The sequence below is a fragment of the Flavobacterium niveum genome (genome assembly GCF_055231775.1).
On record NZ_JBUYSX010000001.1, the window covers coordinates 670,116 to 688,834 of the forward strand.

The 18,719-nt window shown below is 45.9% G+C and carries 14 protein-coding genes; 4 read left to right on the forward strand and 10 right to left on the reverse strand.

What is annotated here, in order from left to right; all coding sequences use genetic code 11:
* Window positions 1-142: 142 nt before the first annotated feature.
* The 7 genes from ligD to ACZIX4_RS02800 form a co-directional block, all read right to left on the reverse strand.
* On the reverse strand, window positions 143-2,710 hold the full coding sequence (ligD, locus tag ACZIX4_RS02770) for a DNA ligase D (protein ID WP_463334082.1): 2,568 nt from the start codon (window positions 2,708-2,710) through the stop codon (window positions 143-145).
* A 6-nt stretch (window positions 2,711-2,716) separates the two neighbouring features.
* Window positions 2,717-3,502 (reverse strand): non-homologous end joining protein Ku, encoded by a 786-nt coding sequence (ku, locus tag ACZIX4_RS02775; protein ID WP_463334083.1) that lies wholly within the window; start codon window positions 3,500-3,502, stop codon window positions 2,717-2,719.
* 531 nt (window positions 3,503-4,033) lie between these two features.
* Window positions 4,034-4,288 (reverse strand): hypothetical protein, encoded by a 255-nt coding sequence (locus ACZIX4_RS02780; RefSeq protein ID WP_463334084.1) that lies wholly within the window; start codon window positions 4,286-4,288, stop codon window positions 4,034-4,036.
* Entirely contained in the window at window positions 4,273-5,034 is a 762-nt protein-coding gene (locus ACZIX4_RS02785; protein ID WP_463334581.1) for a DUF932 domain-containing protein, read from the reverse strand. The genes ACZIX4_RS02780 and ACZIX4_RS02785 overlap by 16 nt, the downstream gene beginning before the upstream one ends.
* Complete coding sequence (locus ACZIX4_RS02790) at window positions 4,941-6,428, reverse strand: YWFCY domain-containing protein (protein WP_463334085.1); 1,488 nt, start codon at window positions 6,426-6,428, stop codon at window positions 4,941-4,943. Before ACZIX4_RS02790 ends, ACZIX4_RS02785 begins: the two co-directional genes overlap by 94 nt.
* 16 nt (window positions 6,429-6,444) lie before the next feature.
* Entirely contained in the window at window positions 6,445-7,677 is a 1,233-nt protein-coding gene (locus tag ACZIX4_RS02795) for a relaxase/mobilization nuclease domain-containing protein (RefSeq protein ID WP_463334086.1), read from the reverse strand.
* Entirely contained in the window at window positions 7,665-8,057 is a 393-nt protein-coding gene (locus ACZIX4_RS02800; RefSeq protein WP_463334087.1) for a plasmid mobilization protein, read from the reverse strand. The genes ACZIX4_RS02795 and ACZIX4_RS02800 overlap by 13 nt, the downstream gene beginning before the upstream one ends.
* A 479-nt stretch (window positions 8,058-8,536) precedes the next feature.
* Here ACZIX4_RS02800 and ACZIX4_RS02805 point away from each other — a divergent pair, with 479 nt between their 5' ends.
* The 3 genes from ACZIX4_RS02805 (at window position 8,537) to ACZIX4_RS02815 (ending at window position 10,860) form a co-directional block, all read left to right on the forward strand.
* On the forward strand, window positions 8,537-8,833 hold the full coding sequence (locus ACZIX4_RS02805) for a hypothetical protein (protein WP_463334088.1): 297 nt from the start codon (window positions 8,537-8,539) through the stop codon (window positions 8,831-8,833).
* 152 nt (window positions 8,834-8,985) lie between these two features.
* A complete protein-coding gene (locus tag ACZIX4_RS02810) occupies window positions 8,986-10,497 on the forward strand; it encodes a MauE/DoxX family redox-associated membrane protein (RefSeq protein WP_463334089.1) in 1,512 nt (503 codons plus the stop codon).
* 75 nt (window positions 10,498-10,572) lie between these two features.
* Window positions 10,573-10,860 (forward strand): hypothetical protein, encoded by a 288-nt coding sequence (locus ACZIX4_RS02815; protein ID WP_463334090.1) that lies wholly within the window; start codon window positions 10,573-10,575, stop codon window positions 10,858-10,860.
* Window positions 10,861-10,906: 46 nt separating this feature from the next.
* Here the strand turns inward: ACZIX4_RS02815 and ACZIX4_RS02820 are convergent, their stop codons facing one another.
* The 3 genes from ACZIX4_RS02820 to ACZIX4_RS02830 all read right to left on the reverse strand — a co-directional run bounded on the left by ACZIX4_RS02820 (window position 10,907) and on the right by ACZIX4_RS02830 (window position 17,935).
* Window positions 10,907-13,498 (reverse strand): S9 family peptidase, encoded by a 2,592-nt coding sequence (locus ACZIX4_RS02820; protein ID WP_463334091.1) that lies wholly within the window; start codon window positions 13,496-13,498, stop codon window positions 10,907-10,909.
* Entirely contained in the window at window positions 13,485-14,825 is a 1,341-nt protein-coding gene (locus tag ACZIX4_RS02825) for a RagB/SusD family nutrient uptake outer membrane protein (protein ID WP_463334092.1), read from the reverse strand. The genes ACZIX4_RS02820 and ACZIX4_RS02825 overlap by 14 nt, the downstream gene beginning before the upstream one ends.
* An 86-nt stretch (window positions 14,826-14,911) precedes the next feature.
* Complete coding sequence (locus ACZIX4_RS02830; RefSeq protein ID WP_463334093.1) at window positions 14,912-17,935, reverse strand: SusC/RagA family TonB-linked outer membrane protein; 3,024 nt, start codon at window positions 17,933-17,935, stop codon at window positions 14,912-14,914.
* A gap of 515 nt (window positions 17,936-18,450) precedes the next feature.
* Here ACZIX4_RS02830 and ACZIX4_RS02835 point away from each other — a divergent pair.
* Entirely contained in the window at window positions 18,451-18,699 is a 249-nt protein-coding gene (locus ACZIX4_RS02835) for a helix-turn-helix transcriptional regulator (protein WP_463334094.1), read from the forward strand.
* The last annotated feature ends 20 nt before the right edge of the window (window positions 18,700-18,719 follow it).

Sequence of the window (18,719 nt, forward strand, 5' to 3'; positions counted from 1 at the left end):
CTTTAACATTGATAGTTACATCGCTTTTAAAGTAGCAAAAAAGCACCTTTGGTATGATAGGAAAGCGTTTGTGGCGGAGATTGTCGTCGTTCAATTTAAACTTTTTCTCCGGGAATAGGTTTAAAGAAGCTTATATTAGTCTCTATACTTTTCTGATTTCGCTCAGCACCAACGTTAAATCAACCGCATCTTCAAAAAAGCCTTCCCACAAATCACCTTTTTCCACCACCCGTTTGGGTACTGTTTTGATGTTATACTTCTTGATATCAAATTTACCGTTTAACTCACTCCAGTCTAAGGGTGTACTAACAGTAGCTCCTTCACGAGGACGTAGCGAATAGGCACACGCCATGGTTTTACCTTTACCGTTTTGCAGAAAATCCAGATAGACTTTACCCACACGGTTTTTGGGCATACGCTCCAGGCTGGTAATATCCGGCAAGGCACTGTGTACCGTATGGCTAATAAGGTGAGAAAAATCACGGGTTTGGTCGTAGGTGTATTTCGGTTTAACCGGAATAAAAATATGCAGCCCTTTGCCACCGGATGTTTTTAGGTAGCCTTTAATATTCAGCTTATCCAATACTTCTTTTACTTTATTTGCCGTTGTAACCAGGTCTTTTAGTGAAGCTTCATTTGGGTCGAGGTCAAAAATAATGTAATCCGGGTTGTTAATGTTGCCAATACGGCTGCTCCACGGGTTTATTTCTATACAGCCCAAGTTGGCCATATACATCAGGGTTTCCTTATCATTACAAATCAGATATTCTATAGATTCCCCGTCTGATGAAGATTTCAATTTCCGGGTCGTTGTCCATTTCGGTGCTTTGCCCCCCATGTCTTTTTGAAAGAATCCATCATTTTTAATCCCATCGGGATTACGACGTAGGGACTGTGGCCTTTCCTTTACATACTTCAGTACATATTCTGCCATAGCATCATAATACGCAATCACATCGCCTTTGGTGTAGCCTTCTTTCGGCCAGAATACTTTATCAGGGTTGGTTATGGGTACTTTTTCAGTATCAAAACTGTTTGCTGTTCCAGTATCTTTGTTAACAACTTTTTTCTTGCTAACGGACTTTTCCCGTACCACATCGGTTGCTTTTTTATCGGTTCTTAACGCAACAAATACAGGATGTCGCAGGCTTCCGGCCGCTGTCCACTCCGAATATTTAATCTGTGCTACCAGCTGCGGCTTTACCCAATGCACACCGGGCTCTTTAGGCTTTTTGGTAAACGGACAGGTTTTTACCTCCAGCTTTTTTAAAGTACTATGAAGCTCCTTTAATGAAGTTTCATCAAACCCTGTACCTACCTTGCCCGAGTAGATAAATTCATCATCTTGATAGTAGCCCAATAACAGCGCACCAAAGCCACTACGTGCACCTTTTGGTTCTGTAAAACCGCCAATAACCATTTCCTGTTCCTGGGTTACCTTTATTTTCAGCCAGTCTTTTGAGCGTTTGTTTACATGGTAAAGCGAATCTGCCTTTTTAGCAATTAGCCCTTCACCACCTTGCTTCCTGACTTTTTCTAAAGCCTTTTTACCGCTACCAACGGTATGCGCGGAATACACTATACTTTCCTGCTTGGGCAATAGTGCTTCCAGTATGCGTTTTCGTTGTAGTAGTGGTAATGAGGTAAGGTCATAGCCGTTGAAATACAATATGTCAAACACATAGCATTTCAGTTTTCCACGGTCGGGATTATCTTCATAATCCTGCAACCATTGAAAGTGGCTCTTGCCTTTAGTGTCTTCCGCAACAATTTCCCCATCCAGTATCATATCGTCTTTAATATTACCGAAGGCTTCAACCAGCGGTGCATATTTTTTATTAAAGGAAAGCCTGTTGCGGGAGGTTAGTTCCACATTTCCCTTGTTGATTTGTATTAATGCCCTGTAGCCGTCATACTTGTTTTCAAACAGCCAGTCCTCATTGTCAAATACTTCATCGGTTAAGGTAGCAAGTTGGGGTTTCCAGTCTTTTGGGAATGTTTTCCGGCGTTTGGCGCCGGCCACGTCGTCAGCGGTAAAAGATGACGCTGTGGCTTTCTTTTTCGTGACGTTTTCCAGGATATTGTCTTTATCGCCGCTTTTTGCACTGGCGGCCTTCTTACCACTTTCCCAGGTATCAGAATCTTTATCTTTTGCAATTTGTGGTAAGGTGCGCCCGGTTAATACCGAGTTTTGGTTAAAGTTCCGTTTTGTGGCAAACTCATCCTTACCTTTCATGAGCAGCCATTCTTCCTTTTTGCCGCTCATACGCACCAGGTGGTAGGCCCCTTTAAGCTTTTCGCCTTGCATGATGACCTTGATGTTGCCGTCTTTGTGCATTTTGGTGAGCATTTTTTTGCTCTCGGCTAATGTATCAGCACCTTCAGCCACATAGGTACCGGTATCCCACACCATAACCGTACCTCCACCATATTGCCCTTTGGGTATGGTGCCCTCAAAATCAATATAATCCATGGGGTGGTCTTCCACGTGCATGGCAAGCCTTTTTACCGATGGGTCGGCACTGGGGCCTTTGGGTACTGCCCAGCTTACCAGAACCCCATCAATTTCCAGCCGCCAGTCAAAATGCAGGTGTGATGCCTCATGCTTCTGCACCACGAAATGCTGTGCATCGCCTGATTTTTTGATTGTACCTTTTGGTTCAGCCGTTTTCTTGAAATCACGCTTTTTATGGTATTCAGATAGTTTCATGGCAACTTAGTTTTTTATGGCTTCCAGGCTGGCCTTTAGTTGTTCCAATAAATCGTCTTTCGCTTCAGGAGTTTTCTTTTTTCTGAGCGGCGCAGGGGCTTTGGCGCTGGGCTTAGCCGCTGCCTTTTTCTTAATCATCTTAATGAGTTCGGCCTTGTAGGTATCTTTATACTTTGTGGGGTCAAATTTGTCGGTAAGCTGGTCTATGATATTCAATGCCATATCCAGCTCTTTCTTCGCGATTTTTACATCTTTTGGTATTAGCCCTGCTTCTTCGGGGTCACGCAGCTCATCCTCAAAACGTATCTGGATTAAGAGTATAGCATCTTCTTCAACTTTTAATATCCCAAGGTGTTCAGTGGTGCGCATCACAAACTTGCAAAGCCCGACTTTGCCTGATTTGCGCAGCGCCTCACGCAAAAGGGCATATACTTTTTTGGCATCCTTGGCGGGTTCTGTTATATAGGGTTTCTCAAGGTATTTAGAAGGGATTTCTTCTTCTTTAATGAACTCAAAAATATCGAGTGACTGTGTTTTCTCGGGTGCTGCTTTTGCAAAATCATCCTTATCGAGAATTACATAATCGCCATTTTCCTTACGATAGCCTTTGGCAATATCTTCCCAGGATACTTCCTTGCCGTCTTTTTTGCATATCCGAACGTATTGAATGGCACATTTGTCTTTTTTGCGTACCATGTCTAATGCCAGGCGGTGGGTTTGGGTACCGCTGTATATTTTTATAGGGATGTGCACCAGGCCAAAGCTGATGCTGCCTTTCCACAATGCTTTCATGATTTTGATTTTTAATTCCTTATGAATTTAAGGCGAATAAAAAGCAGTTCAAAATAGTTTAATATTCTTTTGACGTAAAAACTGAAGCAGAGAATTAAATGTTATAAAATTCTTCCTGTATGTAATTGCTATAATTGGAGTTAACATTCTTTAAAGGCTCATTAAGATTGTAGTCGCTTGTATTACTTTTATTGCTATTTATCTCAATAATTTTCTCAGGTTACTGCTACATGGATTTATCACGGCAAAAGGCTTGCAGGTTCCAGCCAGTTCCCTGCAGGCACCCTTACAGATTTACCAACGGGTATTGCGGCGTTTCCTGATCCGGTGTTTTTACCGACTCCACTTTCCATTTTAAAAAAAACTATAATAATGTGGTACGTTGGACTGAATTTCAGTAGGGGTGATTTTGGTAAGTGATTTGCCATAGTAATAAAAAGCCCCGTCGCAAGGCTATGGCCTTGCGACGGGGACTCCAATTTTAAGCACCGCACGGCTTTCCCCGGTAGGGAGTGCCGCGCGGCGTAGATTTTATACAGGCAACGGCTGCGCCCTGAAATCCGCTATGTTCAGGAAGAACCCACGGTATGCGGTCATGCCTTCCCTGAGCAGGTTCCAAAGCAGGCTGCACCCAAGCTGTGCGAGAGCAGCGTTGATATACAAATCCTGTTTCAAAAGGGCTTCAGCAAGCGAACAGCTTGGCGTATCGTCTTGGGATGCTGCGGCTTGTAAAAGGTCGCTAAACTCTTCCGTTACAAACGGCAGGTTACCTACGGCTTCATACATTTTAGATGGCGGCTGTTGGGGCATAGTGCCAGTTCGATGAGCTTGCGCACCTCGGTATCGCTGATTTTTACGGTAGCCCAATTGTTGAATATCCCCTCCAATTGGGTACTCAGTGTATCGGCAAGCCCCATTACCTTGTGGGCATCCTCCAAACGTTCTTTTGCCCCTGCGGTGTGCTTGATGCGCACGACATTGGTCATGCCTTTGAGTGCTGCATTCAGGGTGTTTTGGCATACTACACGGATAGGGGTAAAGGCTGCGGTAATACTGCCTGAGCCATCGTGCGCGGTGGTCAGGAAGATGTATTTTTCTGTGATGTCGTCCCCCTTACCCACACGGATATAACCCGGCAGTTTTGCGGTAATGAATATGCGCTCCCCCTGTCCGAGTGCCCCTGCGGTCTCGTATAAGATACCATCCCCACCGCCTACAATGGCATCAAAAAAAGCGAATGCCTCGCGGTTTTGTATAATGTGGTAGTCCTTACCCACAGCCCCACCAAGTACGGCTTCGTTATCGGTGCGGTAGGTAAAAAAGCTGCTTTTCGATTCGATGCTTTTGCCGCTTGGCAGGTTGTGTGTATTGGGTTTCTTGGCTATCTCGTAATCCAGCCCTGCAAATTTTATGGCTTCCGTACTTTTGGGGTAATCGCTTACGATTTGCCCCAATCCGTGCCATGCTTTTTCCTGTACACTGAAGAAGTTGCAATCAGGCTGTCCATATTGTTGAGGTATATCGTTGGGAATTCATCGAATATCAGGCTGCTTTTCTGTTTTCCTTTTTTATTGACCTGTTTTACAAGGCGTGTTACATACAGGCTCAGCACGGCACCGTAGATCTGTATTTTTTGGGGATTGTTCCCCATGCATATTATCTTGGGGTCGTCGGGGTTGTTGATGTCAAGGGTAAAGTCGTTACCCGAAAGTACGTAATAAAGCTGGGGTGAAGACAAGCGTGCCATGGCTATTTTTGCCGATGCAATCTGGCCTTCCAATTGTTCCATTACATCGTTGAGGTAAGCGTTGACGAACGGGTTGATCAGTACTTCAATTTCTTTTTCGGTACGCAACAAGGTAAAGAGGCTGTCGTAGTCCGCCTGCATTAATTCAATTACGTGTGGCAGGGTACAAAATTCCCCGTCCCTGAATTTTTTAAGGTACCAGATTATGGCGGTAAGGAAGTTTATTGGGGATTCCACAAAAAAGTCGCCCTGTTTTTTAATCCACTCTTTGCTGAGTCCAAGGAGTATCGTCCTGGCGGACTCCGCGGCATCTGTAATATCGGTCATTGCGGCGGGATCCAAGGGGTTGCAACGATGGGTGCGGCTCAGGTCGTCAAAATTGATGATGAAGAACTTAGGGGGCTTGGGATAAAGGTGCTTCCATTTAAGCCAGCTGTTGTAAGCTATTTTAGAAAGGTCGTCAAATTTGAAGTCGTACACGAACATCGTAAAGCCTTTTTTGATGTGCTGGGTAATAACGTGACGGATGACAAAATAGCTCTTGCCGGCTCCCGGAGTGCCCAGCACCAAGAGCCCCCTAAACGGATTGATGATGTTAATCCAGCTTTTACGCTCCCTGTTTTTTAATTTATAAACCGCCGGGAGATTAATCGAATATTCGTTTTGCAAAAGCCGTTCCTCCTGTGGGAAAGTTTCGTTTTCCTTATTGAAGATGTCGTTGCCGTTTAGCGTAAGCCTGAGTATCCTAGAGAGTAACGTGCCCCCACTTATCATTAACAGGTAACCAAACAGTATTGTCACCCCGTAGGTGAATAGCAATACCGATGCACTAATTGGTGCAAAAAATAAAAGGCCCGCCGCGAAAAATAATATGCAGCCCGTTATGATATAAGCAAAAGCGGCCTTGTAACTTAGCTTTTCGTCTTTTTTCCCTTTAGCGCCAAGTAGTGAAACGCTAAGGAACAGCAGCGTAAAAAGTTTCGATTTATGAAAATTGCTATACAACCCGGTCCTTTCAATATTACCCAATATACGGTCGGTAAAGCCACTTACCAGTTGCCACTGTTCAAATGCCGTGTAGCAATAATAATAGAGATGCAACCCCATTAGTACCATGCTGATAAGGCGTGTCATATCCAGTATTTTGCGTAGTGCCTGTTCATTTTCTCCTGTACTCATAACCTTGTAATTTATGTTATCGTGAACCTTTGCGCTTTCTTTTTCTTTTATTGGTTTTCAGTTCCCTGGAAATAGGATCATAGGTATTTTCCGTTTCCAGGAAGGCACTGATTATCTTGTCGGCACTTTCCATAATCTGGTTGATTGTCCGTTGGGTTTCTGTTTTTTGGGTGCCTTTCGAATATGTCTTTTTGGAGGGGGGTGCACACTTATCCTGTATCGCCTTGGCGCTATAGTTTTTCCCCAAGTCGCTCCCGTTAAAGACCGCCCCGGTCCGGTGGTCTACAAATGTAATCCCGTAGATATAGCCCTGTGCATTTTCCCGCAATACCAGATTGAGCCCTTGCTGGGCTGTCTGTGCCCTTAGTTGCGCCATGGTTGTCGTATCTTTGACCAGTACTATGTCAATCAAATTCCTTACCCTGTTGGCATGTCCGGCACGCTTACTACGGTTTTGTATAAACTTCTCCGCGAGTTTTTTCTTTCCCGGGCTACCGTAAAAAAGGCTTGCCTTGATGGGAACCCCGACAGGGTTTTTGGCTTGATCCAGGACGCTGTATTGTAGCCCTCCATATCTGTTTAGCCTTGATGTATCGGAGCCTGTCTCGGCCCTTACATTGTAAAGCCCTAACACAGCATTTAGTTCCGGGATGCTGGTAAAATGGTATTTATTGATAACGGTGTGCAATACATTTTGAATGGCCTTCTTTGTTGCCGCCTTGCCGTATACCACTACTGCCGCATTTGCCACAGACGGAAGCCCCTGCCTTCTGCCTGCCTGTTGGGCCTTTACTAAACTGAATTCCTCTTCTATAGCCTTACGGGCGGGTTCGGACTTGCGTATGCCCAGGTGGTGGAGGTCAATGCGTGAACCGTCGCGGCGAATATTGGTGGTCACAATATGCAGGTGGGGATGCCGGGCATCGTGATGACGGTATATCAAATAAGGCTGTTCCCCGAAGCCTATCCTGTCCATATACGCTGTTGTGATTGCCTCCATGCGCCCGTTGTCCATGCTTTGTTCCGATAGGTCGAAATTCAGGGAAATGTGGACGCTGTTCCTGCGTGTGTTCTGATTGAGTGCCGTCCATTTTTCAAGCGTTTTAATTTTTGTATCAAAGGCCATACGCTCAGCATCCAAGGGGAAATTTAGTGCCGCGATACAGGCCGCAATCCCTTCGCTGACTTTATTTTCGTTGTAATTCAGGATCCTGAGAAGCGAGCTCCCCGATTTTATTACCGCAACCATTTTTCGGTAATTAACCGCATTAAGTTTTTGATTTCATCAATCTTATTAAACAGGGTGTTTTTTTGAATGTCCTGTTTTATGATGCAGCCTACAACGTCGTCAGAATGTTTCAGGGTATGTAGTTTTTTTACCGACTGGTTGAAATTGTTGCCAATGGCGTTGAGTTCCCTGTTGAGCAAGCCAAGCAGGGTAACAGCTTCATCGAGGGATTGGTTACGGTAGGTTGTCACAACGGGCTTCTCAAAAATAAGCGCCCTTAAAAAGTCACTTTTCCCCCGGCAGGTGGTCTTTTCAAACTTGTCTTGAATCATGCTGAATTCCACAGGGCTTAACCTGATGTGGAGCCATTTATTGCGGATGTTTTTTTCTTCCTTTTTCATCATCATTTTCTTTTAAAACATAGGGCCCCTGTGCTACTCTCCGCCCACGAGTTCCGAGTGCAGGGCGGCAAGATAGGCGGTTGTGATACAACCGTTCATCTTGCCGATTGCGCCAGGGGAGGCAATCTCTGTAAAAATCCTAAAACATCAGGGCGTCTTACGTTGCATACCATAAGTCCTTTAAGAATACAAGGCTCTTTAGAGGACGGGCTGGTTTATCAGCCTGTCCGGGATTTGGTTGCAACCTTCTGCCGCCGCATGTCCTGAAGCCCCGGCGAAGGTTATGCGGCAAGGAACGGTTCGTCTGTCTTCTCAACCAGCCCGTGTATGGCAGGCTTAAACATTGCTTTTTGAAATCCTATTACGAAGTTAGCCCAGGCATTTTGACCGTGCAATCAACTACAAATTTTGGAGATGATCGTTTGGCATTCAGTATGTAACTTTGCATTAAATGATTACTAATTTAATTCCGTACGATTATGACAGAGCATGATGTGGCTAAGGTATTTGATACGATTTTAAGTATCCCCGGTATGAACGATCCGGTGAAGATTGATTTGCGCATAACAAGGAAAAATGCATTGCTTTTGAACCAGATTATTTCCGGTTCCATTGGTGATAAGCAGGAAGTCTCGACCCGGATTTTGCTTGAAAATTTACCGGGGGAGGGCAGGGCAGAGCTTGAGGCGGTGGCCCAGGATTTTCTGGAAAAATCAGGTTTGGCAGAACTGAATGGCAAGCTGTCCAAACTTGCGCAGGACGATAAAAAAAATTAAGTTTCAGAACATGAATTACAAGTGGGCGATGGTAAAATCATCGCCCACTTTTATTTTTTAAAAATGCTTGAAAATCAATTTTTTATGTTTGATTTTTCAAATACTTCGCCTGAAGAATGGGGTTATCTTGCCCAAACTAAATGACACGGTAAATGAAACTTCCAACCAATATAAAGCCTGTAGTTACGATCATCATCTCTTATGCGCATATCGTATTGTTTGTCTACGCTGCTGTCAGTAAATTATTGGATTATGATAATTTCCAGGTCCAGTTAGGGCAGTCGCCACTGCTTAGTGCTTTTACAGGCTGGATCACCTGGGGGGTACCCGCTCTGGAAATCCTCATATCTATCCTATTGGCCTTTGCCCCGTTACGGCTGTATGGGTTGTATGCTTCTTTTACCCTTATGGTGGTCTTCAGTACCTATATTTTCACAGTACTTCATTTCAGCAGTTACGTTCCATGCGGCTGTGGAGGTATTTTAGAGAAAATGCGTTGGGAAGACCATTTTATCTTTAATGTTATTTTTATCGCCCTGGGTGCTTTCGCAATTTTTTTAAGTGATACTAAAATTGGTGAGGGGTATCTCAGAAGCCCGTACAAACGGCGCATTATTTTGCTTGTCTTCCTTACGATGACCGGTATTGGAGTGGTTACATTCCTGCATATTTCTTCTGGCCACCTTATCCACAACCGTAATAATTTTATCAGGAGGCTGCCAAACAATCCTGAGAAAGTCAGGGAAATTGACCTGGGTTACAATTCCTTTTATTTCTCAGGTTTTGACAGGGGGAAATTGTATTTGGGTAACAGTACCGCGCCGGCACTTTTGACCGTCTTAGATTCAATGTTGATAAGTAAATCGGCATATGAGATTGCCTTTCCTGATAATGACCTACACTTCAGGTCGCCACAACTTCAGGTGCTTGGAGACAGGTTCTATGTTGTTGACGGTACTGTGCCTGTTGTATTAGAAGGAACCCTTAATGATTTTAAGGCCCGTTTCGCCTGGCAGGGAAGGCAGCATTTTTCACAAAGCAGGGTCTTAAATTCAGAGTCACTGGTCTTTAGGGCGTTCGGTTCGGATAATAAAAGTGTTTTAGGAATACTTGATTTTAGCTCAGGGAAGGTGGTTTTCAAACCCGGATTGTTGCAGTGGCAGATTGACGGTGTTTTTGATGTTGACGGTACGTTACAATATGACGAGGACAGCGGGGTCGTTAGCTATTTGTACTATTACAGAAACCAATATATAATAACCGACAAACGGCTTTCAACATACAGAACAGGCACTACCATAGACACCATAAGTAAGGCTATTTTAAAGGTTGCGTATGTCAAAAGCAGATGGGAGTCGAAACTTGCCGCACCACCTGTAGATGTAAATAAAATGGCATATGCCAACGAGGGGTATCTCTATGTGAATTCTGTTATGCGCAGCCGTTATGAGTCCCCAACCACATGGGAACAAGCGTCTGTGGTGGATATTTACCATATAGCTTCCGCGAGGTACTTGTCCAGTTTTTACGTCTATCACATTAATGGAAAAAAAATGCGGGCTTTCATTGTCAAAGACAATCATTTATATGGATTGATCGGGACCAGACTTGTTGATTATAAACTCTATCCGGGACTTTTTAAGGAGTCCCTGCAATTGCAGTAAAAATATACGGCCGGTATCAGGGGAGTGCTGAAAACCTGTGACAGAGTAGGCAACAACCATTAAATTTTTTAAATTATGAAAACAATTATTTTAAAGCAGGTGCTGTCTGTTGGCGCATTTGCCCTTGCAGTTTCAGGTGCGTTTGTTTCCCGTCAGGTTAACGCCAGTCAAAGAGCGCTACCGGTGCAGCTTGGCTATGTAAAGGGAAACCCGGCGGCTACTATCTGCAACTCCCCCAGGGATTGCCAAACTGAAAACAGTGGCCATCTTTGTACGTTTAATTACGACAGTGGTGCCCAGGTTTGGGGTATGGTCGGAGGCAAATGTGAGCAGGCCCTATATAGGATACCTATTGAGGAATAAAGCCCATAAACATGAAATGCAGTTCAAAAGAACTGCATTTCGCTTTTTATTGCCCGTCCATCCACCGAGGCATTGGCATTGCTTTAAGGTAATAGCCAAACCAGTCGCTGATTTTTAGGGTAAGGTCACTTTGGTATTGGGGATCAGAAAGCAGGTGGCCCTGTCCCTCGTACAATAATGCATAGTTCTGCTTTCCCAGTCTCCGTAATGCGAGGTGGAGGGAAAGCATCTGAAAGTAATGCACCTGGTTGTCGTTTTTACCTGCCCAGCAAAGCAGTGGGGTATTAATCCCAACAACATGATAAAGCGGTGAGTTGTCGAGATATCCCTGTGTATTTTCAGCATAGGAGCTTGCCATACGAAACTGGCCGAATTCAAGGTGCCAAAAATTCGGCCGCTCCACAACCGGTACAACATAATGATAAAAACTGGTAAGGTCGTTTATTGCCGATCCGCTTACCGCAGCCTTAAACATATCGGTCCGGCTTATGATATAATTTGTTTCGTAACCGCCAAACGAATGACCTATCAAACCTAAGCTGCCGGGGTCGATGCTGCCCTGGCTGAAGGATTCCCTGACTGCTGCCCTTACGCATTTCAGCGCTGACTCTCCGGGTTCTCCCATGTTGTAATTGATGTCAGGCAAAAGCACAAAATAGCCTGATGCTGTGAGGTGGCGGATGTTGAAACCCGTGGGATTATACAGGCTCGGAACTGTGTAGAGCTGATTTTCGAAGGACTGTTTCTGGTAAATATGCACAATCATGGGGTAGTGTATTTTGGGATCGTACCCATCAGGGAAGTACAATAATCCCTTTAGTTTTATGTTATCAACGCCTTCATACTCGATTACCTTCATTGTACCAAACAGAAATTTTTCATGTGGATCATTATTAGGGATGACAAAGGGAATTTTACCGGGCTTTTTGATAATAATTTGTGGGGGGATATCAACATCCTGTTCGATTACTGCCAGTGTGCCTGTTGCTGATACCACTTCGTGCCTGAGCTCTGAATTTCGAACGAGTACGGTATCCAGCGTCCCACCAGAATCCAAGCGGTAGTATCCCGTCTGATGTGACGTCTTTCCACGCATTAAAAGAAACGACCGGCTGAATGAGCCAATTTGCAACCCGTCAAAATTGGCTTTTCTTGCCTGGGCGGTTGCAGGACAAAGACGAAATATTTCCTGCGCATCCCGTCCGTTTGTCAATCTTGTTGCCTGTTTCCCATCGGGCGTTATTCTCCATATATCGTATTTATCATACAGTAAAATATGTGTGTCATTTTCTGTCCAGCCCGGATTTCCATAAGGAGGTGCTTCTTCCGGCCAGTCGAAATCCTCCTTGTGGAAGGGCTGCTTAATAGTAGCTGTGAGACAGGTATGCGTGCGGTTACGTATGTCATAGACCCACCAATGCTTTTTGCTAAAATACGCGATGTAACGCCCACCCGGCGACGGGAGGATGGTTATTTGCGAAGGGGAATGCCCTGCCAGTAGTAACTCTTTGCTTCCTGTTTCCAAATGTGCCAGATAATAGTCATTGGGAGCATTTAGGTTGGGATTTGGTTCATTTTGAAGCGGGTTCCAAAGTATCGCATAGTTTTGGTCCCCGGAAAGGGCAACGGCCGTGAAGGTGTTGTCGGTAAGGGGCCTCCATCTATTTTTTTTTGGCCACCAAACCAGCATCTGTTTATTTTGTATGCCCTGCTTTTTACGTTGCCCGGCAGGGAAGATTTCTTTGGTCCCTGCATTCCAGACCTGGGGGCTATCGGGTAATGGTGCCGCACGCGGGGTGTAGACTTCAAAAAAGATTTTGGAGTTATCTTCCGATATCTTTATGGGTTTGTAGTCAAGGGTAAGGGCTTTATCTGACAGGGCCGCATGATCCCCAAGCTTGAGAAAGAAGGCTTTGCCTTTAGCCAAATCATAGTATCCCACTGCGCCCGTGGCAGCCTGATCTTCCCCGATTTGAAGGAATGCAAAACCTTTTCCGTCGCTACTCCATGTTATGCCAGTAATTTGCTTCATTCCCACGCCGATTACCGGTTCGTCGGAGTTTTTTCCGAACCTGAAAATCCTAAGGGCATCGATACCACTGCCTGCCGTATATAGCACTGCATCTGCTTTTTCGTTATAACTATATGTTCGCGCTTCGCCAATCGAAGTGACGGCTGACGTGTTCAGGTCAATGTATCTAAGCTGTTGTCGGTCATTGTGCTGTGTGACGTACAGACAGTGATTCCCATTGTGTGAGAAGTTATAACTTATTGCTTCCCCAATGGGGTAGTTCATGCCGGTTTCCGGGTTGATGAGGCACAGTGTTTGCCCTAAGAAGTAACCCGCCCATCCGGTTTTACTGAATTGCATGTCGGAGGCGCCGGGCAGATTGTAGCTTTTGCTGCCATCGGCACGTGTGATGCGCAAGGTATCGGCCCCGGAGGGATAACGCAGCTGAAAAGAAACCCAATCACCCGATAGGTCAAGTTTAGGCAATCCCGGAATGCCCCACATGGCATAATCCACGGGTGTAACCAAGGTTTTTTCCCGTTCCTGTGCCCAAAGCGGATATACCATCAGAAATGCTATCAGGGATAATAATCGTGGAATCATGATAAATGGCTTAGTAACCGGCATTTTGTGGTGCCAGGTTAGGGTTAATTACCAATTGCGCTTCAGGCACGGGCAGCCTGCTGTCGGTAGCCTGCCATCCCGGTTTACTGCCCAACGCATTGTCAAGTAGATCGTTGCGTTTAAGGTCAAAAAACCTGTGGCCGAATTCGGTAAAGAGTTCCGCGCGGCGTTCCTGTAGTATGGCGGCAACGATTTCCTGTTGGCTGGCCGCCGTTGTGTCCGGTAAACCTGCTCTTTGGCGTATGGTATTAAGGTCTTCTACTGCACCGGAGAGTTCGCCTTGCCGGGCACGGGCCTCGGCCCTTATCAAAAATTGCTCAGCCAGCCCCAAAATGATAGTATATTCCTGTGTGCTGTCCGTTGTAAATTTTTCCCTGTATTTAAATGAATGGCTCCAGAATTCTACATTACCGGTCACCTGTTTTACCCAATTTTCTTTGCGCAGGTCTCCCTGCTCAAAACTGTTAAGCAGCCCATTGTTCAGGGCAACAAAAGCGGGAGGTCCCTGGGTGAAAATGAATGTTGCACCTTCATCAGTATTTTTACCCGGTGTCTTTGGCATAAACTGCCATATGGCTGATGGGCTGCCTTTGAGATAGGCCAATTCCGGTTCTGTAAGCTGATAGGTATTTCCGTCGTTGATTACTGCCGAAGCAAGGTTTGACGCTTCAGCCCACTGGGCGTTGTACAAACAAACCCTGGCCAATAATGCCCTTGCAGCCTGCCTGTTTACCCTTATGCGCTCCTGCCCGGGATAGCCGTCGCCTAAAAACAGAATGGCTTTTTCTAAGTCTGTTTTAATAAAGTTGTAGACTTCCGGACCAGGCACCCGTGCTGCCGCTGTATTCTGCCTGTAATCCGTAGTCTTAATATAGGGGACGTCACCATACAGGTTTTCAAGGTGGAAATGAATAAAAGCCCTCAGGAACAGTGCTTCACCGGTAAGCTGATCCTTCTCATCCTGTGAAAGAGCCGGTGAGGCCGCGAGGCCTTCTATTAAGGCGTTTAAGGCGTAGATTTGTCCATAGGCTGCCGACCACCATGAGTTTACCTGCGGGGTTGAAGCTACAAGTGCGTTGTTGTAAAAATGTATGGCAAAGTAGGTAGGTGAACCATAATAATCCAGTTCATCAGCGTATAAACCAAGTTCTGCGGAAATACCCTGCGCCGTGCCGGCAAACATGCCCGTGTCACGCATGCGTGCATAGACATCGAGCAAGGCTGCCGTGGCAGTGGTACTGTCGTTAAAAACAGCTGTTCTGGTAAGCTGGGAAGATGGCAGCCCGACATCAAGATAGTCGTTGCAGGCGGTACAGAGTAAGGACAGCAAGAGGTATAGCCAGAGGATGTTCCCGTGGCTGTGAGGTGTGAATGGTCTTGTAACTATTTTTCTAAAGCGTATCATAATACAGTGATTTAAAAGTTGATTTGTATCCCGGTTGTCAGCACTTTAAGTGGCGGCAGGTAGTTGGGCGATGTAAATTCGGGATCACGGCCGCCGTAGGAGGTCAGGGTAAGCAGGTTTTGGCCTTCTATAGTAAGGCTACAGTCCAGTTTGGGCAACCAGCGTTTTGGCAGGGTATAGGAAAGCGAGATATTTTTAAGACGGATGTAAGAGGCATCTGTTACCGCTGCGGTACTGGATGTAAACTGATAAAAGGCATTTGTAAGCTGCTGGTCCAGACCCGTTGTGTATTTTTGAAAACCAGCTTGTTGGCCTGCTTGCTGCCAGCGGTCCAGAATACCGGCGGGCTGGTTGACCATTGTCCCGGGAAGGTCGGAGGTAACCCACTGGTTGTAGTTATCCTGTTTGACGAACTGCCACAGGAAACTAATGCCAATGCCTTTGTAGGTAAGGGTATTTTGCAGGCCACCGAAGAATTTAGGGCTGAGGTCTGCATAGGCTTTCCTATCGCCCTCGGCTGTAATGATACCATCACCGTTGAAGTCGGTAAATTCGTATATACCTGTTTCCGGGTTGACCCCTTTTGCCTGATATAGGCGTACGATGTTCAGGGATTGCCCTATAATGTAGCTATTGCGGTAGGACGAACCTGCCAGGTTAGGAAATTCCACAAGGCGATTTCGGGCTTTAGTGAAGTTAACGGTCGTTGTCCAGCTAAAGCCTGCGCCCTGAATGTTCAGGGTTTGCAACGATAATTCCAACCCGGTATTGCGGACTTTTGCATCCAGGTTTGACTGTACCGATGAGAATCCTGCGGTAGCGGCAAGGGGAATGCCTACGAGTTGGCTTGAGGAGGTATTGCTGTACCAGCCCGCATTAAGTACTATCCTGTCCCTAAATAATCCCAGCTCAAGGCCAGCCTCGAACTTTTTATTGACCTCCCAGCCAAAATAAGGATTATAGAGCCTGGATGGTTGTAACCCGCTAATGCCCCCGTAATTATTTCCCGATACCGTGTAGGTATCCAGGTATTGGTAATCCCCAATCTGGTCGCTTCCGGTAGTCCCGTAACTGACCCTTATTTTGCCAAGGCTTATTGCAGGAAGACGGCTGGCAATAAGGTTCTCGCCCGAGAATAGCCATGCTGCGCCCACGGCGCCAAAATTGGCAAACTGCCGGCCGGGTCCGAAGCGGCTTGATCCGTCCCTGCGCCCGGTGAAGTTCATTATGTATTTACCGTCCCAATTAAGGTTTACCCTGCCGAAAAAGGCTTGGTAGCGGTATTCCGTATCTGACTGTCCCAGTACTACGGTTGTATAGGCAGAGGCGAGGTTGTAGAGCAGGCTGTTGCTGGCGAACCCACTTCCGTATTGGAGCAACTGTCCGGTTTGCTGGTGTTGGAAACTTGCACCTGTAAGGGTTTCCACCTTCAATTTGCTGTATTGGTGTTTCCAGTTGAGCTGTGGCTCCAGGATGTAGGATTGCCGTGAGGTTGTATTCTGGAATATTGATGAGGATTCACTGCCCAGTTCCCATATCGGGTCGTACATGGTTGAAGGCGTCGCCCTTGACTCACCGTGGCGCGTGTCGGTATAGCCCGCACTTAAACGCGCTTCAAAATCCTTTATCAACTGGTAGGAAACAAAGGTATTGGCGATAAAGTCATTTGTCTTTGCCAAAAAGCTGGCCCTGAGGTTTCCCAAGGGGTTTTCCCAAGTACTGCCTGCCCAGTTAATGTTGCCCTGGCTGTCGTAGAGCTCCGGGGCGTTTGGTGCCAGTTTGGTTGCGGCCAGGGTGGGGTCGTCTGCAGGCAGGTCGTTATCCTGAAGGGTATATCCAGCCGTTACATTGAGGCGGAAGCGCTTGTCTGCGGACTGGTGGCTGAGCTGTAGCCTGCCGCTGTATTTGGAATATCCAAAGTCACCCAGGAATACGGTCCCTTCTTTGTAGTAGGTACCCGAAAAAAGGAACTGTGTCGCTTCTGATCCACCGGAGGCAGAAAGCCGGGTGTTGTAAATATCGGATACCCCACCGAGCAGTTTTTTCTGCCAGTCGGTGTAACGCCCACGGTCCCAGGTGCCGTTTACATCATAGTCCGTTGCGCCATAGGATATACCGTCGTTGGCGAACGCCTGCTCACGCATCTGTAGGTACTGCCCGGTGTTTAGCATGTCCATAAAACGGGTGACCCTGCCTACACCCTGGGAATACGATGCTGAAAAACGCGTTTTGCCGGTTTTTCCCCTTTTGGTGGATACCAACACCACACCGTTGGCACCACGTGAGCCGTAAATGGCAGTGGCATCGGCATCTTTCAAGACTTCGATACTCTCTATGTCGGCCGGGTTGATGCTGTTAAGGGGGCTACCGCTGTTGGGCAGTACCGCGTTGGTACTGCCATTGCCGATTGGCTCAGAGGAGTAGGGTACACCGTCAATAATGTAGAGTGGGCTGTTGCCCAGTGCCCTTATGCTGTTGCGCCCCCTTATCTGGATGTCAAAGCCCCCTCCGGGCAGCCCGGTTGTCTGGGTAACGTTTACACCCGGCATGCGCCCCTGCATAGTAGCGAGCATGTTTGTGACCGGCTGGGTTGCGATGTCCTTTGCCGTAATGCGACTGATGCTTCCCGTAGCTTCCTTTTGCTTTACCGAATAGTAGCCTGCGTTAACGGTTACTTCCTCTAATTGTGTGGCCTCTTCCTGCAGGGTTATGTTTACAGTGGTTTGATCCCTTATGGTGACTTCTGCATTTTTGTACCCCATATAAGAGAACACCAATACCTCCCCGGATGATGCTTCGATTGAGAACCTGCCCCCTGTGTCGGAAATAGCCGTCCGGGTAAACCCTTTTACCGTGATGGTAACCCCCGGAAACGGACCGGAGCTGTCTGAAACTGTACCGGAAATGGTTTGTTGAAAATAAGCCACACCAGTGGGTGAGGCATGTGCGCGGGCTGATGCAGTACAGGGAAAGGCTGCTAAACTACAAGCATAGAAAAGCACCCTCAGCCCATTGCCCATTGAAATAAATTTCATAACATTGGTTAAGATTAAATGAAACAAACGGTTTTATTAGTCTAAACCCGCTGCCTGTCGCCAAACTACGCAGCGGGCTTTTTTATTTAAAATAACCTGACCTGCCTAACTAACCCCAAGAAAATCAGTGCAGGCCAGGTAATATCTATCCGAATAAAAAAAGTTATATACACTGAAAGCGAAACCAATGCTGAAATAAAAGAAGTAAAACGCTAAGAATTTAAGCTGAGAAAAAAGTTTCCTAAAAAGGAGGCGTGGGTTTAAACTCAACTTATCGACTTGAGGTACTGGAATACCTGGCAACAATAAGTGAGCCCACGCCATATGGCGTGAGCATTTACACTTATCTTCCCGTTGCTACAAAATTTCCAGTTTTCAAGTCGGGATTCAAAGCGAATGCTTCAAATAGTAATATGAAGAATCGCAAATATATTATAATTAATCAAAAGTAGCGAATTAAGAATTGTAATCCAAGTGGATGACATATTTTTTAAGGAATATAACAAAATTGCAGTATGGCAAAACTCACGGCCGAAGATATAATCCTTAAAAATGCTATAGCTCAGAGAATAGAAGATCTAAGAGTGGCTACTGGATTGACTCAGAGTCAATTTGCTAAAGAGCATGCAATAGATAGACAAGCAATAAGTCGTTGGGAAGATAAGGAGGGTAATAGGGGAATCACAATTCACACTGTGAAAAAATTCTGTAAAATGATTGATATGAATCTGACTGATTTTTTTGATTCACCGCTTTTTGAATAAAAATAAGATCTGATATCATT